At 72.1% G+C, this 19,509-nt stretch carries 18 protein-coding genes; 10 read left to right on the top strand and 8 right to left on the bottom strand.

Going from position 1 to position 19,509, the window contains the following annotated elements:
* The first annotated feature begins 57 nt into the window (after window positions 1-57).
* Window positions 58-789, top strand: coding sequence for a class I SAM-dependent methyltransferase (locus ABT324_RS18610; RefSeq protein ID WP_351178642.1), 732 nt, complete (start codon window positions 58-60; stop codon window positions 787-789).
* Here ABT324_RS18610 and ABT324_RS18605 read toward each other — a convergent pair whose 3' ends face one another.
* The gene (locus ABT324_RS18605; RefSeq protein ID WP_351178639.1) at window positions 790-1,554 is read right to left on the bottom strand and encodes a VOC family protein; all 765 of its coding nucleotides are present in this window, start codon (window positions 1,552-1,554) and stop codon (window positions 790-792) included. It lies immediately after the preceding gene.
* Window positions 1,555-1,826: 272 nt separating this feature from the next.
* On the opposite strand from ABT324_RS18605, the gene ABT324_RS18600 reads away from it, so the two are divergent.
* Window positions 1,827-2,297: a hypothetical protein gene (locus ABT324_RS18600; protein WP_351178636.1), complete on the top strand. Its 471-nt coding sequence runs from the start codon at window positions 1,827-1,829 to the stop codon at window positions 2,295-2,297.
* Here the strand turns inward: ABT324_RS18600 and ABT324_RS18595 are convergent.
* From ABT324_RS18595 to ABT324_RS18580, 4 genes are all read right to left on the bottom strand, one after another.
* Window positions 2,274-2,951: a metal-dependent transcriptional regulator gene (locus ABT324_RS18595; protein ID WP_502949761.1), complete on the bottom strand. Its 678-nt coding sequence runs from the start codon at window positions 2,949-2,951 to the stop codon at window positions 2,274-2,276. The two genes, ABT324_RS18600 and ABT324_RS18595, sit on opposite strands and share 24 nt — an antisense overlap.
* Before the next feature lie 13 nt (window positions 2,952-2,964).
* Window positions 2,965-3,897: a metal ABC transporter permease gene (locus ABT324_RS18590; RefSeq protein ID WP_351178630.1), complete on the bottom strand. Its 933-nt coding sequence runs from the start codon at window positions 3,895-3,897 to the stop codon at window positions 2,965-2,967.
* A gap of 91 nt (window positions 3,898-3,988) precedes the next feature.
* The gene (locus tag ABT324_RS18585) at window positions 3,989-4,723 is read right to left on the bottom strand and encodes a metal ABC transporter ATP-binding protein (RefSeq protein ID WP_351178627.1); all 735 of its coding nucleotides are present in this window, start codon (window positions 4,721-4,723) and stop codon (window positions 3,989-3,991) included.
* Entirely contained in the window at window positions 4,720-5,646 is a 927-nt protein-coding gene (locus ABT324_RS18580) for a metal ABC transporter substrate-binding protein (protein ID WP_351178624.1), read from the bottom strand. The genes ABT324_RS18585 and ABT324_RS18580 overlap by 4 nt, the downstream gene beginning before the upstream one ends.
* A 70-nt stretch (window positions 5,647-5,716) precedes the next feature.
* On the opposite strand from ABT324_RS18580, the gene rlmN reads away from it, so the two are divergent.
* Both rlmN and ABT324_RS18570 read left to right on the top strand, forming a co-directional pair.
* Window positions 5,717-6,829: a dual-specificity RNA methyltransferase RlmN gene (gene rlmN / locus ABT324_RS18575; RefSeq protein WP_351178621.1), complete on the top strand. Its 1,113-nt coding sequence runs from the start codon at window positions 5,717-5,719 to the stop codon at window positions 6,827-6,829.
* 165 nt (window positions 6,830-6,994) lie between these two features.
* A complete protein-coding gene (locus ABT324_RS18570; protein ID WP_502949759.1) occupies window positions 6,995-7,906 on the top strand; it encodes a CE1 family esterase in 912 nt (303 codons plus the stop codon).
* 27 nt (window positions 7,907-7,933) lie between these two features.
* On the opposite strand, the gene ABT324_RS18565 is transcribed toward ABT324_RS18570, so the two are convergent.
* Together ABT324_RS18565 and gabT are read right to left on the bottom strand one after the other, a co-directional pair.
* Window positions 7,934-8,146, bottom strand: a complete 213-nt coding sequence (locus tag ABT324_RS18565; protein ID WP_351178615.1) for an AbrB/MazE/SpoVT family DNA-binding domain-containing protein — start codon at window positions 8,144-8,146, stop codon at window positions 7,934-7,936.
* Between the two features lie 134 nt (window positions 8,147-8,280).
* Window positions 8,281-9,603: a 4-aminobutyrate--2-oxoglutarate transaminase gene (gene gabT / locus ABT324_RS18560; RefSeq protein ID WP_351178612.1), complete on the bottom strand. Its 1,323-nt coding sequence runs from the start codon at window positions 9,601-9,603 to the stop codon at window positions 8,281-8,283.
* A gap of 116 nt (window positions 9,604-9,719) precedes the next feature.
* On the opposite strand from gabT, the gene ABT324_RS18555 reads away from it, so the two are divergent.
* The 6 genes from ABT324_RS18555 to ABT324_RS18530 all read left to right on the top strand — a co-directional run bounded on the left by ABT324_RS18555 (window position 9,720) and on the right by ABT324_RS18530 (window position 18,556).
* Window positions 9,720-11,171 carry a PucR family transcriptional regulator gene (locus ABT324_RS18555; protein ID WP_351178609.1) on the top strand — a complete coding sequence of 484 codons (1,452 nt, stop codon included), beginning with the start codon at window positions 9,720-9,722 and terminating at the stop codon, window positions 11,169-11,171.
* 13 nt (window positions 11,172-11,184) lie between these two features.
* Window positions 11,185-12,591 (top strand): helix-turn-helix domain-containing protein, encoded by a 1,407-nt coding sequence (locus ABT324_RS18550; protein ID WP_351178606.1) that lies wholly within the window; start codon window positions 11,185-11,187, stop codon window positions 12,589-12,591.
* Window positions 12,592-13,388: 797 nt separating this feature from the next.
* Window positions 13,389-14,843, top strand: coding sequence for a purine-cytosine permease family protein (locus ABT324_RS18545; protein WP_351178603.1), 1,455 nt, complete (start codon window positions 13,389-13,391; stop codon window positions 14,841-14,843).
* Between the two features lie 28 nt (window positions 14,844-14,871).
* On the top strand, window positions 14,872-16,164 hold the full coding sequence (locus ABT324_RS18540; protein ID WP_351178600.1) for a flavin monoamine oxidase family protein: 1,293 nt from the start codon (window positions 14,872-14,874) through the stop codon (window positions 16,162-16,164).
* 26 nt (window positions 16,165-16,190) lie between these two features.
* A complete protein-coding gene (speB, locus tag ABT324_RS18535) occupies window positions 16,191-17,132 on the top strand; it encodes an agmatinase (protein ID WP_351178597.1) in 942 nt (313 codons plus the stop codon).
* Window positions 17,132-18,556, top strand: a complete 1,425-nt coding sequence (locus ABT324_RS18530) for an aminobutyraldehyde dehydrogenase (protein WP_351178594.1) — start codon at window positions 17,132-17,134, stop codon at window positions 18,554-18,556. Before speB ends, ABT324_RS18530 begins: the two co-directional genes overlap by 1 nt.
* 22 nt (window positions 18,557-18,578) lie before the next feature.
* Here the strand turns inward: ABT324_RS18530 and ABT324_RS18525 are convergent, their stop codons facing one another.
* Complete coding sequence (locus ABT324_RS18525; protein WP_351178591.1) at window positions 18,579-19,454, bottom strand: NmrA family NAD(P)-binding protein; 876 nt, start codon at window positions 19,452-19,454, stop codon at window positions 18,579-18,581.
* Window positions 19,455-19,509 lie beyond the last annotated feature (55 nt).

Here is a 19,509-nt window from a genome sequence, read left to right as displayed (position 1 = left end):
CTCCTCGACGAGGTGGGGCGACCGCCTTCGCGACACGACCGGAGTGGGCAGGCACTGATGCGCAGTTGGCGGGGAGCGGCTCGGCCGCAGGTCACCCCGAGCCCGAACATCTGGCACTGGCCGGAGCTGTTCGAGGTCGAGAACCAGGCCCAGGACGCCACCGGCGCGTTGTGGAGCGCGCTCCGCGAGCGCTGCGACTGGGCCGGTCGGGACGTGGTCGACATCGGGTGCGGGGACGGCTTCCACCTGCCGCTGTTCGCCGCCGAGGCGCGCAGCGTGATCGGTGTCGAACCGCACCAGCCGCTGGTCGAGCGGGCGCGGCACCGGGTGGCCGGGACCCCCGGCGTGGACGTCCGGCAGGCGCCCGCCCAGCAGCTGCCGCTGGCCGACGCCAGCGCGGACCTGGTGCACGCCCGGACGGCGTACTTCTTCGGGCCCGGCTGTGAACCGGGTCTGGCCGAGGCGGAGCGGGTGCTGCGGCCGGGCGGCGTGCTCGCGATCGTGGACCTGGACGCGGGCAGCTCGCCCTACGGCGACTGGATGCGCGCGGACGCGCCGCAGGTCGACCCGGTGGCGGTCGAGTCGTTCTTCCAGCTCCACGACTTCGACAGCACCTCGGTGGACACCGTCTGGCGCTTCGACGACCGGGAAGCCCTGGAAGCGGTCCTGCGCATCGAGTTCTCCGCGAAGGTCGCCGCCCGCGCGGCCCGCGAGACCACCGGCTGCACGCTTCCGGTCCGCTACCGCCTGCGCATCCGCCGCAAGCCCTCCGGGCTGCTGCGCCCGTGATCACTCGCCGGTGCGCTGAGCGGTGTCGATGACGAAGAAGGTCGCGCCGACCACGTCCCGGAGGAGGGCGACCCGGCCGTGGGGTGAGTCCGAGGGTTCGCGGAGGACCTGGCCGCCGAGTTCCGCGGCCCGCGCCGTCGTCCAGTCGGTGGTGTGGTCCGGGTTGACCTGGAAGTACAGCTGCCAGTGCGCGGGCACGTCCTCCTGCAGCACCAGGCTGGTCTCGAACCGGCCCAGGGCGGGCTGGTCGTCGACGTACCAGACCGTGTAGTCGAAACTCTCGCCCGGTTCGCCGATCTGCTCCTGGCGGTAGCCCAGCAGGTCGGCGTAGAAGGGGTCGGCCGCGGAGCCGTCGCGGGTGTGCAGCTCGGCCCAGCAGAGCGTGCCCGCGTGGTCCCAGCCGAAGGTGCCGCCGGGCGGGGCCTCCCAGAGGCCGACCACCGCCCCGGTGGGGTCCTCGGCCACCAGGAACATCTCGTCCGCGGGCGTCTCCGTGGGCGGGACCAGCACCTTCCCGCCCAGGGCGCGGACGTGCTCCACGGCGCGGCGGACCGAACCGCACTCCAGGTACAGCGTCCAAGCGGTCGGCGCGTCGGTCTCCGGCGGCAGCACACCAGCGACCGGCGTCCCGTCCTTCACCGCGATGTTGTAGTCCGGCCGCTGGATCCAGTGCCAGCCGAACAGGCCGGTGTAGAAGTCCCGGGCGGCGGACACCTCGGTGGTGGCCAGGTCCACCCAGGCGGGCGCGCCCCTCGCGATGGCCATCGCTCCTCCTCCGGCGCTTCCGCGGGGCTCCCCAGCGGCCCCGGCTACCTCGGAGGGTGACCGCCGTTCCGGCGGGGAAAACCCCTGCGGCCGATCAAGAACCCGTGCGCCACCTGGTGGCGTTACTCCTCGGTGCCTTCATCGCAACCGAACGCCCCCGAATGACGCCTTGATCCTGAACGGCCAGCGTGATCGACTAGGAGTGGTCACTCAGCGTGCGTGCACGTGCGTCGAGTGCCTTTCGTGCAAGCACCCGGGGTACAGGAGCAGCCATGGCCAACCGCGCGGCGAAGCCGGTCACCGCGGGCCTGAGCCGGCTTGCCGAGCTGGACCGCCGGGAGCGCAGCCGGATCCTGCGCCAGTTGTGCGAGCAGTACCCGGCCTTCCGCTCGCTGCTCAAGCAGGTGTCGATCGCCCGGGCCGTGGCGTTCGGGTCCGCCCTGGTGCTGGCCCTCGCGGTGATGTTCCTGGTGCAGGACGCGCCCGTGGTGTGGGTGTCCGGGTTGGTGTTCATCGGCCTGGCCGGGTTCTGCTACGTGGCGGTGGCGTTGACCGACAGCCGGTTCGACCTGCTGCTCGCGGTGCTGGGCGCGCACCGGACCGACGAGTTGCACGGTCGGCTGGTGACCGAGCAGATCTACGGCGAGGAGCCCGCGGAGCAGCCGGAACGCGCCCGGGTGGTGACCGCGCGCTCGGTCGGCTCGCGGTTCACCGACGGTTCACCGGTGCACGCTGATCGATAGCGCCGCGGCGATCTCGTTGCCCACGAAGTGCGTTTCGTCCTCCGGGGGTTCGCCGACCCGCACCACCAGTGGCCCGCCGAACGGTTTGCGCTCCACCAGCTCGATGCGCGAGCCCAGCGTCATGCCGTGCTCGGTGAGGTAGCGCAGCAGCTCAGAGTCGGTGTCCCAGACCCGCGCGATGGTGCCGACGGTGCCGGGGTCGACCTGGTCCAGCAGCTTGGTCTGCGGCTCCTCCATCCAGCCCTCGGCGGTCGGGATCGGATCGCCGTGCGGGTCGTGGGTGGGGTTGCCGAGCTTGGCGGCGATGTGCGCGACGAGCTCGTCGGAGACCGCGTGCTCCAGGGCGTCGGCCTCGCGGTGCACCTCGTCCCAGCTGTAGTCCAGCTCCTCGACCAGGAACAGCTCGATCAGCCGGTGGCGGCGCAGCACGTCGTGGGCCAGCCGGCGGCCCTCCGAGGTCAGCTCGACGCTGCGGTACCGGACGTGGGTGACGAGGCCGAGCTGGTCCAGCTTGTTGATCATGCCGGACACCGATGAGGGGCTCAGGCCGAGGCGCTGCGTCAGGGTTGCGTTGGTGACGGGCACGCCTCGTTCGCTGAGCCCGTAGATCGCCCGGAGGTAGTCCTCGACGGACGGCGACGGACGCTCGGCCATACTCGTCATGCTTTCACGATACGGGCGGCCGGGGTGCCTCCTCGAAGGTGGTTCGCGCGCCATCGCTGGTCAGACGCCGACCGCAGGGCGCTGCACCGGCCCGGCGGCGCACCGCCCGCGCGACCAGGCCCTGCTCCGGCGCGGCGAGGTGGACCAGCCCGAACACCACCGACTGGCAGACCACGATCATGCCGCCGGTCGAGGTGTCCAGGTGGAAGCTCAGGTAGGTGCCCAGGACGCTGCTGAACACCGACAGCGCCGCCGCCACCGTGAGCATCTTCGGGAAGCGCTTGGTCAGCAGGAAGGCAGTGGCACCCGGCGTGATGAGCATCGCGGTGACCAGGATGACGCCGACGGCCTGCAGTGCCACGACGACGGTCAGCGCCAACATCGTCAGCAGCAGCGCGCCGATCCGTCGCGGGTTGAGGCCGATCGCGTGGGCGTGGGTTGGGTCGAAGGCGTAGAGCGTGAGGTCGCGGCGCTTGATCAGTGCCACGGCCAGCACGACCGCGGCGATCACCAGCACCTGCAGGATGTCGGAGTCGGTGACGCCGAGGACGTTGCCGAACAGGATGTGGTTGAGGTCGACCTGGCTGGGGATGCGGGAGACCAGCACCAACCCCAACGCGAACAGGCCGGTGAACACCACGCCGATCGCGGCATCGCCCTTCAACCGGGTGGTGTTGCGGACACCGGCGATCAACCCGACAGCGAGGGTGCCGAACAGGAACGCGCCGAGCGAGAACGGCAGGGCCAGCACGTAGGCGAGGACCACGCCGGGCAGCACCGCGTGCGAGACGGCATCGCCGAGCAGGGACCAGCCGATCAGCGTGATCCAGCAGGACAACACGGCGCAGACCAGTCCGGCGGCCAGGCTGACCAGCAGGGCGCGCTGCATGAAGCCGAACTGCAGTGGTTCGACGAGCCACTGGAGGATGTCGGTCACTCGGTCCCCTCCGCCGTCAGCGCACTCCCGGTGCGACGCGATCCCAATGGAAGTTGTGTCGAGACCTCGGAGGGCGGGCGCGCGGTGCTGGTCATGAGGACTCCGCCGCGGTTTCGACGCCGAAGGTGCGGGCCAGGGTCTCCGGGGACAGCACCTCGTCGACCGGACCGTGCGCGATCACCCGCTGCTGGAGCAGCACCGCCTCGTCGCACAGCGCCGGGACGCTGGCCAGGTCGTGGGTGGAGATCACCACCGTGCGGCCCTCGGCGCTCAGCGCGCGCAGCAGGTCGCTGATGGTCGCCTCCGACTTCTTGTCCACCCCGGCGAACGGCTCGTCGAGGAACAGCAGTTGCGCCTCCTGCGCGATACCGCGCGCGACGAACGCGCGCTTGCGCTGGCCACCGGACAGGGCGCCGATCGGGTTGGTGGCCAGCTCGGTGAGCCCGACGCGCTCCAGCGCGCTGCGGACCGCGGCCTTGTCCCGCTGCTTGGGGCGCCGGGTGGGGCCGAGGTGGCCGTAGCGGCCCATCATCACCACGTCGCCCACGGTCACCGGGAACGTCCAGTCGACGGCCTCGGACTGCGGCACGTACGCGATCAACCCGTCCCGCCGTGCCTGCCGCTGGTCGCGGCCGAGCAGTCGGATGTCACCGGAGTCCGGGCGGACCAGCCCCATCAACGCCTTGAACAGCGTCGACTTGCCGGAACCGTTCATGCCCAGCAGCCCGCAGACCCGCCCCGGGGTGATCTCCACCGACACGTCGTCGAGCGCCAGCGTCTCGCCGTAGTGGACGGTCACCCGGTGCGCGCTGATCGCGAGGTTCACCGCTCACCCCGCAGTCCGGCGACGATCGCCTCGGCGTCGTGGCGCAGCAGGTCCAGGTACGTCGGTACCGGGCCGTCCGGGCCGGACAGCGAGTCGACGTAGAGCTGCTCGCCCAGCCGCGCGCCGGTCTCCCGCGCGACCTGCTGCTGGGCCTTGTCGTTGACGGTGGACTCGCAGAACACGGTGGGGACCCCGTTCTCCCGGACGAACTCGGTGGTCGCCTTGATCTGCTGCGGCGTGCCCTCCGAGTCGCTGTTGACCGGCCACAGGTACGCCTCGCGCAGCCCCGCGTCGCGGGCCAGGTAGGAGAACGCGCCCTCGCAGGTGACCAGCGCGCGGTGCTCGGCGGGCAGGCTCGCCAGCTCCTCGCGCAGGTACCGGTCGATCTCGGCGAGCCGCTGCTGGTAGGCGTCGGCGTTGGCGCGGAAGGTCGCGGCGTGCGCCGGGTCGAGTCGGGTGAACGCGTCGCGGATGGTGGCGACGTAGGTCATCGCGGTGCGCGGCGACATCCAGGCGTGCGGGTTCGCCTTGCCCCGGTACTCGCCGCCCCGGATGGCGATCGGCTCGACGCCGCTGCTCAGCGTCACGTGCTCGGCCTCGCTGAGCTGCACGAACTTGTCGAACCAGCGCTCCAGGCCGAGTCCGTTGTCCAGGACCAGGTCGGCCTTGGCCGCCTTGAGCACATCGCTCGGGGTCGGCTCGTACTCGTGGACCTCGGTGCCCGGCTTGGTGATCGACTCCACCGCGATCGCGTCGCCAGCCACGTTGCGGGCCATGTCGGCGATCACGGTGAACGTGGTGACGACCTGCTTGCGCCCGTCGTCGGGCTGGCTGAAACCGGTTCCGCAGGCCGCGGTGAGCAGCAGGGACGCCGCTGCGGCGAGAGATGAGTTTCGGATGCGTGCGGACCTGGTTTTCGCCACGACGAAAACCATACCGCGAGCGACCGCCGCCACCAAGGTCGTCACCGGGCGTGGGAGGATGGTGGGCGCTATGTCTGCGACTTCCCTGCCTCTCGTCTTCGACGCCCCGCGCCGCGGCATGCCCCCGCGGCACCTCGCCGACCTCTCCGCCGACGAGCGGAAGGCCGCCGTCGTCGAGCTGGGCGAGAAGCCGTTCCGCGCCAAGCAGCTGGCGCACCACTACTTCGGCCGGCTCAACGCCGACGTCGAGTCGATGACCGACATCCCGGCCGCCAGCCGCGCCAAGCTCGGCGAAGGCCTGCTGCCGCCGCTGCTCACCGAGGTCCGCAACCTCGTCACCGACGAGGGCACGACCCGCAAGACGCTCTGGCGCGCTCATGACGGCACCTTGCTGGAGAGCGTGCTGATGCGCTACCCGGACCGCGCCACGGTCTGCATCTCCAGCCAGGCGGGCTGCGGCATGGCCTGCCCGTTCTGCGCCACCGGCCAGGGCGGTCTGCAGCGCAACCTGTCGACCGCCGAGATCGTCGACCAGGTGCGCTCGGCGGCCGCCGCGATGCGCGACGGCGAGGTCCCCGGTGGGGCTGGGCGGCTGTCCAACGTGGTGTTCATGGGCATGGGCGAGCCGCTGGCGAACTACCGCCGGGTGATCAACGCGGTGCACCGCATCTGTGACCCGGCGCCGGAGGGCCTGGGGCTCTCGCAGCGCTCGGTGACGGTGTCGACGGTGGGGCTCGTCCCGGCGATCCGGAAGATGACCGCGGAGGGCCTGCACGTGACGCTGGCGGTGTCGCTGCACACCCCGGACGACGAGCTGCGCGACACCCTGGTCCCGGTGAACAACCGCTGGAAGGTCGCCGAGGTCCTGGAGGCCGCGCGCGGCTACGCCGACCACACCGGGCGCCGCGTTTCCATCGAGTACGCGCTGATCCGCGACGTCAACGACCAGCCATGGCGGGCCGACCTGCTGGGCAAGCTGCTGCACCGGCACCTCGGCCAGTACGCGCACGTGAACCTGATCCCGCTGAACCCGACGCCGGGCAGCAAGTGGGACGCCAGCCCGAAGCCGGTGGAGCGCGAGTTCGTCCGCCGCGTCCGCGAGGCGGGCGTGCCCTGCACGGTCCGCGACACCCGTGGCCAGGAGATCGCCGCCGCCTGCGGCCAGCTCGCCGCGGAGGAGTGAGCTGCTGCCCCTGATGCCCAGGTGGCAGTTGTGAACGCAATGAACACAATGGTGACTGCTGGGTGATCAGTGCTCCATGATCCTGCTGCCGTTGGTGGCTGGGATCAGGAGGCGACGATGCCTTGTGGTGGAGCAGGAGTTGTCCGGCGCAGGTGGGTGGGGGCCGTGCTGGCCGCCATCGGGGCCGTGGTGCTGAGCGGGGTGCCCGCGCAGGCCGCGCCACCGGGGGTGGTCGACCACCCGGTGCGGTCCACGGGGTGCGGCAGCCCGTCGCCCGTGCCACCGGGGACGTCGCAGACCCGCACGATCGACTCCGGCGGCACCACCCGCAGCTACCTGGTGCACGTCCCGCAGGACTACCGGCCCGCGCAGCCGACCAGGTTGGTGCTGTCGTTCCACGGTCACAAGCGCACGTCGGAGTACCAGGAGGAGCTCTCCGAGTTCTCCGGGACCGGGGTGCTCGCGGTGTACCCGCAGGGCGTCGTCGGCACCGACGGTGAAACCGCCTGGCAGGGCGCGCCGTACTCGGCGGACGTCGACGACGTGCTGTTCACCAGCGACCTGCTCGACGAGCTGCAGCGCGAGTTCTGCGTCGACCCCCGGCGCATCTACGCGGCGGGCAAGTCGAACGGCGGTGGCTTCACCGGCGTGCTGGCTTGCCGGATGAGCGAGCGGATCGCCGCGTTCGCGCCGGTCTCGGGCGCGTTCTACCCGCAGGGCGGGGACTGCGGTCCAGGCCGGGCGGCACCGGTCCTGGACTTCCACGGCACCGCGGACAGCACGATCCCGTACCACGGCAACCCGGACAAGGGCTTGCCGCCGATCCCGGAGTGGCTGGCTTCCTGGGCCGAGCGCAACGACTGCGCGGCCGAGCCCGTGGTCCGCGACCACGGCGAGGGGGTGCGGGTCAGCACCTGGCGGGGCTGCGAGCGGGGCAGCTCGGTCCAGCACTACCGGGTGGCGGGCTTGGGCCACGACTGGCCGAGCACCCACCCGAACCCGGACTCGGACGAACCGGCCGTGCTGGACGCGACCCCGGTCATCCTCGACTTCTTCGACCGGCACCCGCTGCGCTGACGGGCTCGGGTCCGGGCCTGGCTGCGGTCACGCGAGCCCTTCGGCGCCCACCGGTTCACCGCGCAACGCCGGCATCCCGGTCCAGGCCGCCGGTCGCATCTCGACGACGATCTGCCCGTCCTCCTCGTAGGCGACCAGCGGCATCCCGGGTTCGATGCCAGCCGCCCGCATGATCGCCCGGGGCAGGGTGATGCGCATCTCCCCGTCGGCGGTGATCTCGGTGCACTCCGCGTTCCTCACGGGCGACATGCTGGGCCCAGCGCAACGCGCGGATCAAGCTCCGTCACGCGGTAGTGGGGTGAATCCCCGGGCCCGGTGGTGTGGGGTGGGCCGCGGGCGCGGCTACCCGGCAGGAGCGCCCGCGGCCCGGTCCATCACCGGGCGTGCTCGCGGATCGCCCCCTCCAGGACCGCCAGGCCTTCCGACAGCAGGGCGTGGTCGATCACCAGGGGCGGCAGCAGGCGGATCACGTTGCCGTAGGTCCCGCAGGTCAGGACCACGACGCCCTGCGCGTGGCAGGCCTTGGCGATGCGCGCGGTCGTCTCCGGGTCCGGTTCGGTGGTGCCCGGCTTGACGAACTCGATGCCGATCATCGCGCCCCGACCGCGCACGTCGAGGATCGCGTCGGTGTCCTCGGCGAGCGCGCGCAGGCGGGGGATCGCCAGGTCGCCGATGGCGCGCGCGGCAGCGGCCAGGTCCTGCTCGCGCATCGCGCGGATCGCGCCGAGGGCGCCCGCGCAGGCGATCGGGTTGCCACCGTAGGTACCGCCCAGGCTGCTCGGCGGCATCGCGTCCATCAGCTCCGCGCGGCCGGTGACCGCCGCCAGCGGCAGGCCGCCGGCGATGCCCTTGGCGGTGGTGATCAGGTCCGGCACCACGTCCTCGTGGTCGCAGGCGAACCACGCGCCGGTCCGGCAGAACCCGGTCTGGATCTCGTCGGCGACGAACAGCACGCCGTTGTCGCGGCACCACTGCGCGATCGCGGGCAGGAAACCCGGTGCGGGCTCGATGAACCCGCCCTCGCCCTGGATCGGCTCGATCAGCACCGCGGCCACCTGGTCGGCGCCGAGCTGCTTGTCGATCCGCTCCACCGCCTCCCGCGCGACCTGCTCCCCGGGGCGGCCGTCGCGCGCCGGGTAGGACATCGGCACTCGGTAGACCTCCGGGGCGAACGGGCCGAAGCCGTGCTTGTAGGGCACGGACTTCGCGGTCAGCGCCATGGTCAGGTTGGTGCGGCCGTGGTAGGCGTGGTCGAAGGCGACGACCGCGGAACGACCGGTCGCCCGGCGCGCGATCTTGACTGCGTTCTCCACCGCTTCGGCGCCGGAGTTGAACAGCGCGCTGCGCTTGTCGTGGTCGCCGGGGGTGAGCGCGGCGAGCTCCTCGCAGACCTGCAGGTAGTTCTCGTAGGGCGTCACCATGAAGCAGGTGTGGGTGAACTCGGCGACCTGGCGGCGCACCGGCTCGACGACCTCCGGGGCGGCGTTGCCCACGTTGGTGACCGCGATGCCCGAGCCCAGGTCGATCAGCGAGTTCCCGTCGACGTCCTGCAGCACCCCGCCCGATGCCTCGGTGACGTAGACCGGCAGCACGCTGGCCACACCGGCGGCCACCGCCGCGTCGCGGCGGCGCTGCAGCTCGCGGGAGTTCGGTCCGGGGATCTCGGTGCGCAGCACGCGCGCCTGGGTGGTGGTCACGGGGCCTCCTGGTGGTGTTGGTCTGGGACCAGACTCGGCGGGAGGCACCGATCCGAACAGGTGACGATCTGGTTAACTCGGGGTCTGGTGTTGGACACAATGGCGGGAGGTCGTCGGTGCCGCTGACGTTGCGCGACCTGGTCGCGGACAGCGAGCTGGGGCTGACCGCGCGGGCCGGTGAGCAGGCGCTGGACCGGCCGATCGCCTGGGTGCACACCAGCGAGCTGGCCAACCCGGCACCGTTCCTGGAAGGCGGCGAGCTGCTGCTCACCACCGGCCTGGCGCTGCGCGGCGCGGACTGCGGCGGGCTGGTCGAGCGGCTGACCTCGGTGGGGGCTGCGGGGCTCGGCTTCGGCGTCGGGCTGAGCCACCGGGCGGTGCCCGCGGCGCTGGTGGAAGCCGCCGAGCGCGCTGGGCTGCCGCTGCTCGAAGTGCCCCGCCCGACCCCGTTCATCGCGATCAGCAAGGCGGTTTCGCGCGCCGTCGCCGCCGACGAGTACGCGAGCCTGCGGCGCACGAGCCGCGCCCAGCACGAGCTCGCGCAGGCCGCGGGCACCACCAAAGGGGTCAACGCGCTGGTGCGCAAGCTCGCGCGGCTGCTCGACGCCTGGGTGCTGCTGCTGGATCCCGGTGGTCGGCTGCTGCACAGCGCGCCGGTCGCGGCGGGGTCCCGGCTGGGCCAGTTGGCGTCCGAAGTGGAGAGGATGCGGGCGAAGCGGGGCCTGGCCGCGGCCGGGTTCTCGCTCGGCGGCCAGGAAGTGAGCATGCAGGCGCTGGGCGGCCGGGCGCGCGGGTTCCTGGTCGTGGGCCGCAGCGGGCCGTTCGGCACCGCCGACCACCACGTGATCAACTCGGCGGCGTCGCTGCTGACCCTCGCCCTGGAGCAGGTCGAGGCGCTGGGCGCGGCGCGGCGGCGGCTGCGGGCGGGCTTCCTGGAGCTGATGCTGCGCGGCGAACCGGTGCAGGACGTGCTCGGGGACCTGCACGCCGAACTCCCGCCGGAACCGTTCCGGGTGGTCGTGCTGCAGGGGGCGCGCGACCAGGACGAGCTGCTGGCCAGGTTGGTCGCCGACCAGCCGAGCGCGCCCGCCTACCTGGCCGAGCGCGGCGACGCGGTCGTGGGGCTGGCGGGCGACGATGCGCTGGACTGGCTCACCGGCCAGCCCGGGCTCGCCGTCGGAGTGTCCGAGCCGTGCACCACGGCTGACCTGGCCGAAGGCCTTCGGCAAGCCGAGCAGGCGGCGCAGGTGGCCAAGCGCGGTGATGCCGCGGTGCGGTTCGCCGACCTGGCCGGGCGCGGTTTGCTCGACCTGGTGCCCGAGGGCGACGCGCAAGCCTTCGCCGAAGCCGTGCTCGCACCGCTCCGCGACCAGGACGTGCTCCTGCGGTCGTTGCACGCTTGGCTGGCGCACCACGGGCAGTGGGACCCGGCGGCGAACCGGCTGGGTGTGCACCGGCACACCCTGCGCAACCGCGTGCACAAGGTCGCGGACCTGCTCGGCCGCGACCTCGACCAGCCCGGGGTGCGCGCGGAGCTGTGGCTGGCCCTGCAAGTGCTCGGCGCGTGACGGAGGTGCTGCGGTGCTCGTCGAAGATCTGCTGAACCGGCCGGAACTCGACCTGCGGGTGCGGGTGCGCGGCCGGGTCGACCGGCCGATCCGCTGGGTGCACACCATCGAGATCCAGGCACCAGGGCGGTTCCTGCGCGGCGGCGAGGTGGTGCTCACCGCGGGGGTGTGGCGCACCGCCGGGATCACCGCGGAGGCCTTCGTGGCCGACCTCGTCGCTGCCGACGTCGCCGCCGTCGGATTCGGCCTGGTGCCGCCGGAGACGCAGGTGCCCGAGGAGTTCGTGAACGCCGCGCGCGACCGCGGGCTGACCTGCTTCGTGGTGCCCGTCGAAGTCGCGTTCCTGCAGATCGTGGAGGCCTTCGTCACCACCAAGCGGGCGGAGTGGGAACGCCCGCTGCGCCGGCACCTCGCGCAGCACGACGCGATCGTGGCCGCGCTGCGGATCGACCGGGGTGTCGGGACCGTGGTCAGCACGCTGGCCAGGCAGCTCGGCGAGCCGGTGGCGGTGCGCGTCGCGGGCGGCCCGGTGGCCGGTGAGGTGCCGACGCCGAACCACCCGTTGCCGCTGGTGGGTGAGGGCCTGGCCGAGGCGGAGCTGCTGCTGCCCCGGCCGACCGAGGAGCTCGACGTCGAGCAGCAGGCCGCCGTGGTGCAGGCGATGCCGTTCATCGCGTTGGAGATCGAGCGCACCCGGGCGGTCCGCGCGACTGAACTGCGCTACGCGTGGGAGCTTTTCGAATGGGTCCACAGCGGAGCGGTCGGGATCGACACCATCCGCACCCGGCTGCACTCGCTCGGGCTGCCGCCGGACGGTCCGCTCGCCGCGGTCGTGGTGCGGACGGCGAGCCCGGACGCCGTGGCGCTGCGGCTCGGGGACCTGCTGGGCACCGACGGCGTGGCGGCGCAGCGCGGCAGCGACGTCGTCGCGTTCGCGCGGGTGCCGGACAGCACGGCGGAGCTGGCGCGGCGGATCCACGACGCGATGACCGGCGTGCACGTCGGTGTCGGCAAGCCCGGCACCGCCGCGGAGCTGCGGGTGAGCCTGCTGCAGGCGGCGCACGCGGCGGAAGCGGTGTCCTCGCGCAGCGAGCGCGGCTGGATGACGCACGAGCAGCTGAGCAGCCCGGCGCTGCTGCTCTCGGCGCAGGACCCGGAGTTGTTGGCGGCGACGTCCCGCGCCCTGCTCGGCCCGGTGCTCGACCACGACGAACGCCGCGGCAGCGACCTCCTGCCGTCCCTGGCGGTGTACCTCGACGCGGGCGGCCGCTGGCAGGAAGCGGCGCAACGCCTCCACGTCCACATCAACACCCTCCGCCACCGCATGAGCCGCGTGGAGGAGCTGACCGGTCGAACCCTCTCCACCACAGCAGACCGGGTGGACCTCTACCTCGCCCTCAAAGCCCTCCACCAGTCCTGACCCACGAAGCACCCAGCTCCCCCGAAGCCCCACCCACCCGCCGCACCGTCCGACACACCGCCGGCGTGTCGCCCCCTCCCCGCAGTTTCAATTGAAACTGCACCCACCCGGTGTGTCGTCACCCGAACACGCCGCCGGCGTGTCGGGACTTCCTTACAGTTTCAACTGAAACTGTGCACAAATGGTGTGTCGTGACCCCGACACACCGTCGATGTGCCGGCTTCTCCTCGCAGTTTCAATTAAAACTGTGCGCACCCGGCGTGTCGTCATCCGGACATGTCGTCGGCGTGTCGGGACCTCTCCACAGTTTCAATTGAAACTGTGCACAAATGGTGTGTCGTGACTCCGACACGCCGTCGATGTGTCGGGAGCTCCTTGCGGTTTCAGTTGAAACTGCGCCCATTCGGCGTGTCGTTGGTCGGACGTGCTGTCGGTGTCTTTCACAGTTTCAATTGAAACTGTGCTCACCCGGTGTGTCGTGGCCCCGGCATGTCGTTGGTGTGTCGGGAGCTCGTCGCAGTTTCAGTTGAAACTGCGCGTATCTGGTGTGTCGTTGGTCGGCGTGCTGTGGGCGTGTCGGGGTTTCGTGCGATTTCGATGGGATCTGGGGTCTGGTCCTCGTGGGGGTCGTGTTGGGAGGTGGCTGTCGGACGATCGTCTGCGGGGGTTGTGTGATCGTCCAACGGTGGTGGGGGACTTCGGAGGATCGGTGACTTCCTCGGGGCGGTGACCGGGACCACGCTGTGTTCCGGTGCCGCGCGGCCACCGGATCCCGTTCCCCGCTGAGGAGGTCGACGATGACCCCAGACCCCAGACCGGCCGCGCCCGTCAGCATCGAGACGCACGGCGTGGACACCATCCCCGACGCCGACCGCACCGGGCGGCCCCGGGACATCGCCGGGATCCTGCTCGGTTCGAACCTCTGCCTCGGGGTGGTGATCTTCGGCTGGTTGCCCGCCTCGTTCGGCCTGGGGTTCTGGCCCGCCGCGAGCTCGATGGTCGTCGGGACGCTGCTGGGCACCCTGCTGGTCGCGCCGCTGGCGCTGGTGTCCTTCCGTACCGGCACCAACCTGTCCACCAGCAGCGGCGGCCACTTCGGGGTGCGCGGGCGGTTGATCGGCTCGGTCATCGGCCTGCTGCTGTCGCTGGGGTACGCGGCGCTGACGGTGTGGACCGGTGGTGCGGCCGTGGTCGGCCCGCTGCACCGGGTGTTCGGGCTGCCCGACGACGGGGTCAGCCACAGCCTCACCTACGCGGTGCTGGCCGTGCTGTCGGTGCTGGTGGCGATCTTCGGCTACCAGCTGCTGACCAGGCTGAGCAAGTGGGTCGCGCTGGGCACGGTGCTGCTGATGGCGGTCGGGGTGTTCGCCTACGCCGACCAGTTCCAGACCGGCCCGGTGACCGGCACCGGCTACCTGCTCGGCGACTTCTGGCCGACCTGGGCGCTGTCCGTGGTGGCCGCCGGGCTCAGCGGCCCGATGGCGTTCATCACGCTGCTCGGCGACTACAGCCGCTACGTCTCGCCGCGCCGCCACTCCGCGGGCGAGGTGTTCGGCGCGACCTGCGCCGGGATGCTGCTCGGCCTGCTGATCCCGCAGCTGTTCGGTACGTTCACCGCCTTCGCCTCCCGCGCCGCCGACGACTACGTCGGTTCGCTGGTCGCCGCCGCACCGCTGTGGTTCCTGCTGCCGCTGCTGCTCAACGGCGTGTTCGGCACCATCGGCAACGCCGGGGTGCTGATCTACAGCATGGGCCTGGACCTGGATGCCATCGTGCCGCCGCTGTCGCGGGTCAAGGCGACCGTCCTGACCTCCGCGATCTCCACGGTGCTGGTCTTCCTCGGCTACTTCGCCTGGGACGCCCAGGACGCGGTGACCGCGTTCGTGCTGTTGCTCACCGCGGTCGGCACGCCGTGGGCGGTGATCACCCTGATCGGCTTCGTGCGGTGCCGGGGCGCTTACGACCCGGACGCGCTGCAGGTCTACAACCGCCGCTCGCGGGGCGGCATCTACTGGTACACGGGCGGCTGGAACCTGCGTGCCGCCGCGGCGTGGGCGGTCGGCTCGCTGGTCGGGCTGCTGGCGGTGGACACCGCGCTGTACAAGGGGCCGCTGCTGGCGCTGAGCGGCGGCATCGACCTGAGCTTCGTGCTGGCGGCCGCGGCCACCGCCGCCAGCTACCTGCTGCTGGGCATCGGCAGTCCGCAACCGGTGCCCACCGAACCCGACGTGCGGGCAACCGCGAACGTCTGACCTGTCGAGCTACGAACGAGGAAGTGCGATGCAACGTTGCGATGTGGTCGTCATCGGCGCCGGTTTCGCCGGGCTCACCGCCGCCCGCGACCTGCGCGAAGCGGGCAAGGACGTGCTGGTCCTGGAGGCGCGGGACCGGATCGGCGGCTCCACCTGGTACCAGCCGGACGTCTTCGACGGCGTGGGGCTGGAGATGGGCGGCACCTGGATCGTGCCGCAGCAGGAGCACGTGTGGGCCGAGGTGCAGCGCTACGGCATCGCGGTCGAGGACAGCGAGCTGCCCGCCCGGATGACCTGGTCCGACCACGGCGAGGTGCTGGACACCCTGCTGCCGGTGCCGCCGCAGGAGTACGAGCAGCTGGAGCGCGCGGTGCGGGCGCTGATCACCGACGCGTCCCGGTTCGACCCGCGGCGGCCGCTGTCCGAGCAGGACGTCGCCGACCTGGACGTGCCGATCCGGCAGTGGGCGGAGGACGCCGGGCTGACCGGCGGTGCCAAGGAGCTGATGATGTCCTGGTTCTGCGGCTGCGCCAACGCCAGCGAGGACACCGGTTCGGCGCTGGACATCCTGCGCTGGTGCTCCTCGATGGACAGTTCGCTGTGGGGCATGGTGCAGGCCAGCGTGCTGGGCCACACCTTCGTCGACGGCACCGCGTCGCTGGCGCGGGCGATCCGCGACGACGGTGGTGCGCAGCTGCGGCTGTCCAGCCCGGTGCGCGCGGTCGAGGCCGACGACGAGGGCGTCACCGTCACCTACGAAGGCGGGGTGGTGCGCGCGGACCGCGTGGTCATGACCACGCCGGTCGGCGTGTGGCAGGACATCGAGTTCTCCCCGGCGCTGCCCGCGGACAAGCTGGCGATCTCCCGGGAGAACCACGCCGGGCAGGGCCAGAAGATCTGGGCGCTGGCGCGCAACGTGCCGGAGGACATCAGCGGGTTCGGCTGGGGTACCAGCTTCGACTACGTCGGCGCGATGAAGACCACCGACCGAGGTGTGGTGCTGGTCTGCTTCGCCCCGGAGCACGACCGCGTGGACGCCGACGACCTCGCCGACGTGCAGCGCGCGGTGCGGGAGTTCGCGCCGGAGGCCGAGGTCCTCGACGCGCACTCGCACGCCTGGGTGCACGACGAGTACTCCAAGGGCACCTGGGCGACGTTCCGCGCCGGGCAGTTCGCCAAGTACGAGCTGTGCGTGGGCCGGGCCGAGGGCCGGGTGCACTTCAGCGGTTCGCACACCGCCCGCCGCTGGCGGGCCTTCATCGACGGCGCGATCGAGTCCGGGAAGCGCACGGCCGCGGAGATCCTGGCGGCTGAGGGCTGAGCCCGGGAAGTACTGGAGGAACGAGCATGAACCACCCGATCGGTCCGGTCGACGCCACGCGCGTGCCGCGCTACGGCGGGGACACCACGTTCGCGCGGCTGCCCCGGCTCACCGACGTGCCAGATGCCGACGTGCTGCTCTGGGGGGTGCCCTTCGACACCGGCGTCAGCTACCGGCCTGGCGCCCGGTTCGGCCCCAACCACGTGCGGCAGAGCTCCCGGCTGCTGCGGCCGTACAACCCGGCGCTGGACGCCGAACCGTTCGCCGCGCGGCAGGTGGCCGACGCCGGTGACGTCGGGGTGAACCCGTTCGACATCGACGAGGCGATCAGCACCATCGAGAGCAGCGCCCGCGAGCTGTCCGGCACCCGCCGCACGCTGCTGACCATCGGCGGCGACCACACGATCGCGCTGCCGCTGCTGCGGGTGCAGCACGAGCGGCACGGGCCGATCGCGGTGCTGCACTTCGACGCGCACCTGGACACCTGGGACACCTACTTCGGCGCGCCGCACACGCACGGCACCCCGTTCCGCCGCGCCGCCGAGGAGGGCCTGATCGACTTCGAGCACTCCATGCACGTCGGGCTGCGCGGCCCGCTGTACTCGAAGCTCGACCTGGACGAGAGCGAGCGGATGGGCTTCGCGGCGGTGCACAGCCGGGAGTTCGCCCGGACCCCGCTGGACACCATCATCGAGCGCATCCGGGCCCGCCTCGGGTCGCGGCCGGTGTACCTGTCCATCGACATCGACGTGCTGGACCCGGCGTTCGCGCCGGGCACCGGGACGCCGGAGGCCGGTGGGCTGTCCAGCCGCGAGCTGCTGGAGGTGGTGCGGGGGCTGACCGACCTCAACGTGGTCGGCGCCGACCTGGTGGAGGTCGCCCCGGCCTACGACCACGCCGAGATCACCGGCATCGCCGCCGCGCACGTGCTCTACGACCTGCTCTGCATCCTGCCCGGAGGACGCTGATGCGCCAGATCCGCAACATCATCGACGGCCGCGCGGTGGACGCCCGCGGCGGGCTCACCACCGACCTGGTCGACCCCTGCACCGGGAAGGTGTTCGGCACCGCGCCGCTTTCGTCCACTGAGGACGTCGAGGCGGCCTACGAGGCGGCCCGGCGTGCCTTCGCCGGGTGGCGGCGCAGCACGCCCGCGACCCGGCAGCGGCTGCTGCTGCAGCTGGCCGACGAGGTCGAGCGCCGCGCCGAGGAGTTCGTCGCGGCGGAGGTGGACAACACCGGCAAGCCGGTGGCGACCACCCGCAGCGAGGAGGTGGATGCCTCCATCGACCAGATCCGGTTCTTCGCCGGGGCGGCGCGCGTGCTGGAGGGCACCGCCGCCGCCGAGTACGCGCCCGAGCACACCTCGTACGTGCGGCGCGAGCCGGTCGGCGTGGTCGGGCAGGTCGCGCCCTGGAACTACCCGCTGCTGATGGCGGTGTGGAAGATCGCCCCGGCGATCGCGGCGGGCAACACCGTGGTGCTCAAGCCCGCCGACACCACGCCGGTGTCCGCGGTGCTGCTTGCCGAGGTGGCGGCGGGAGTCCTGCCGCCGGGCGTGCTCAACGTGGTGTGCGGCGACCGGGAGACCGGGCAGGCCGTGATCGCGAACTCCGCCGCCGCCATGGTGTCGATCACCGGCTCCACCCGGGCCGGGCGGCAGGTCGCCGCCGCGGCGGCGGAGGACGTCAAGCGGGTGCACCTGGAGCTGGGTGGCAAGGCGCCCGCGCTGGTGTTCGCCGACGCGGACCTGCGCGCCGCGGCTGCGGGCATCGCGGCGGCGGGCACCTTCAACGCCGGGCAGGACTGCACGGCGGCGACCCGCGTGCTGGTGGAGCAGTCCGTCGCCGAGGAGTTCGCCCGCCTGCTGGTCGAGGAGGTCCGCGCCCTGCGCTGCGGACCACCGTCCGATGTGGACGCCGACCTGGGGCCGCTGAACAACGCCGCGCAGCTGGAGCGGGTGCAGGGCATCATCGGCCGCCTGCCCGAGCACGCCCAGGTGCTCGTCGGCGGTGAGCGGATCGGGGAGGAGGGCTGCTTCTTCGCGCCGACGGTGCTGGCGGGCGTCCGCCAGGACGACGAGGTGGTGCAGGAGGAGGTCTTCGGCCCGGTGCTCACCGTCCAGCCGTTCGCCGACGAGGCGGCGGCCCTGAGCATGGCCAACGGCGTCAACTACGCGCTGGCCTCCAGCGTGTGGACCCGCGACCACGGCCGGGCCCAGCGCTTCACGGCGGACCTGGACTTCGGCTGCGTGTGGGTGAACACGCACATGGTCCTGGTTGCGGAGATGCCGCACGGCGGCTTCAAGCACTCGGGCTACGGCAAGGACCTCTCCCGCTACGGCTTCGAGGACTACACCCGCATCAAGCACGTGATGCACAGCCACAGCTGAGCGCGCTGGGTGGTCCGTGCGCTCACGGGCCACCCAGCTGGAACTCGGCGGCGTGGTCAGCGGCCCACTGCGCGAACGTCCGGGGCGGGCGGCCGGTGAGCCGTTGCACGCAGTCGGTGGTGCGGGTCAACTCCAGCCGGTGCTCAGCGGCGGCGATCAGCGCCTCCACCAGCGCTTCGGGGCGGCCATCGGCGAGCATCCGCGAGCGCGCGAGATCGGTCGGAACCGGCTCGAAGCGCAACCGGCGTCCGAGCGCCGCGCCGAGGAGCGCGACCTGGTCGGCACGGCTGAGCACCTCAGGGCCGGTGAGCACGTGCGGCCCGTTGCCGTCGTCCCCGGCGAGCAGGACGCTCACCGCAGCCGCCGCGACGTCGCGCTCGTCGACCACCGGTGTGCGCGCGATGTCCGGCCCAGCCACGACGTCGCCCGCCCGGAGCTGCGCGGCCCAGCCGCGGACGTTGGAGGCCATGGTGTCGCTGCGCAGCACCACGGGGCGCAGCCCGGCGCCGGTGAGCATCGACTCCAGGTCTGCGTGCACCTGGACGATCGGGTCCGTCTGCCGGGCACGATCGTCCTCGACTGCCGAGGACGAGAGGTGGACGACGCGCGGGGCCGCGCGGACCAGCTCCGCCACCACGGCCTGCGCCGGGGCGGCGGAGAGCAGCGGCCAGACCAGGAGAACGGCATCGACGCCGGTCAGCGCGGCGCGCAGCACCTCGGGATCGGTCAGGTCGCCCACCACCGGCTCGACGCCGGGGCGTTCGGCCACCGGGTGGCGGTCGAGGCACCGCACCCGGGTGCCGCGTGCGGCGAGCAGGTCGACGACCTCCCGCCCGAGGTTGCCCGCCGCGCCGGTGACCAGGACCAGGTTCGGGGGAGTGCCTGCGGATTCGGTCATGCTGGGGACGCTATGGGTTCAGGTCGGCATGAAGGCAAGGTCGAGGTGCGGACGA

This window comes from Saccharopolyspora sp. NPDC000359 (assembly GCF_040300525.1).
Taxonomy (GTDB): domain Bacteria; phylum Actinomycetota; class Actinomycetes; order Mycobacteriales; family Pseudonocardiaceae; genus Saccharopolyspora.
Note: the sequence above shows the minus strand (reverse complement) of the source record. Positions and strands in the feature narration are given on the sequence as shown.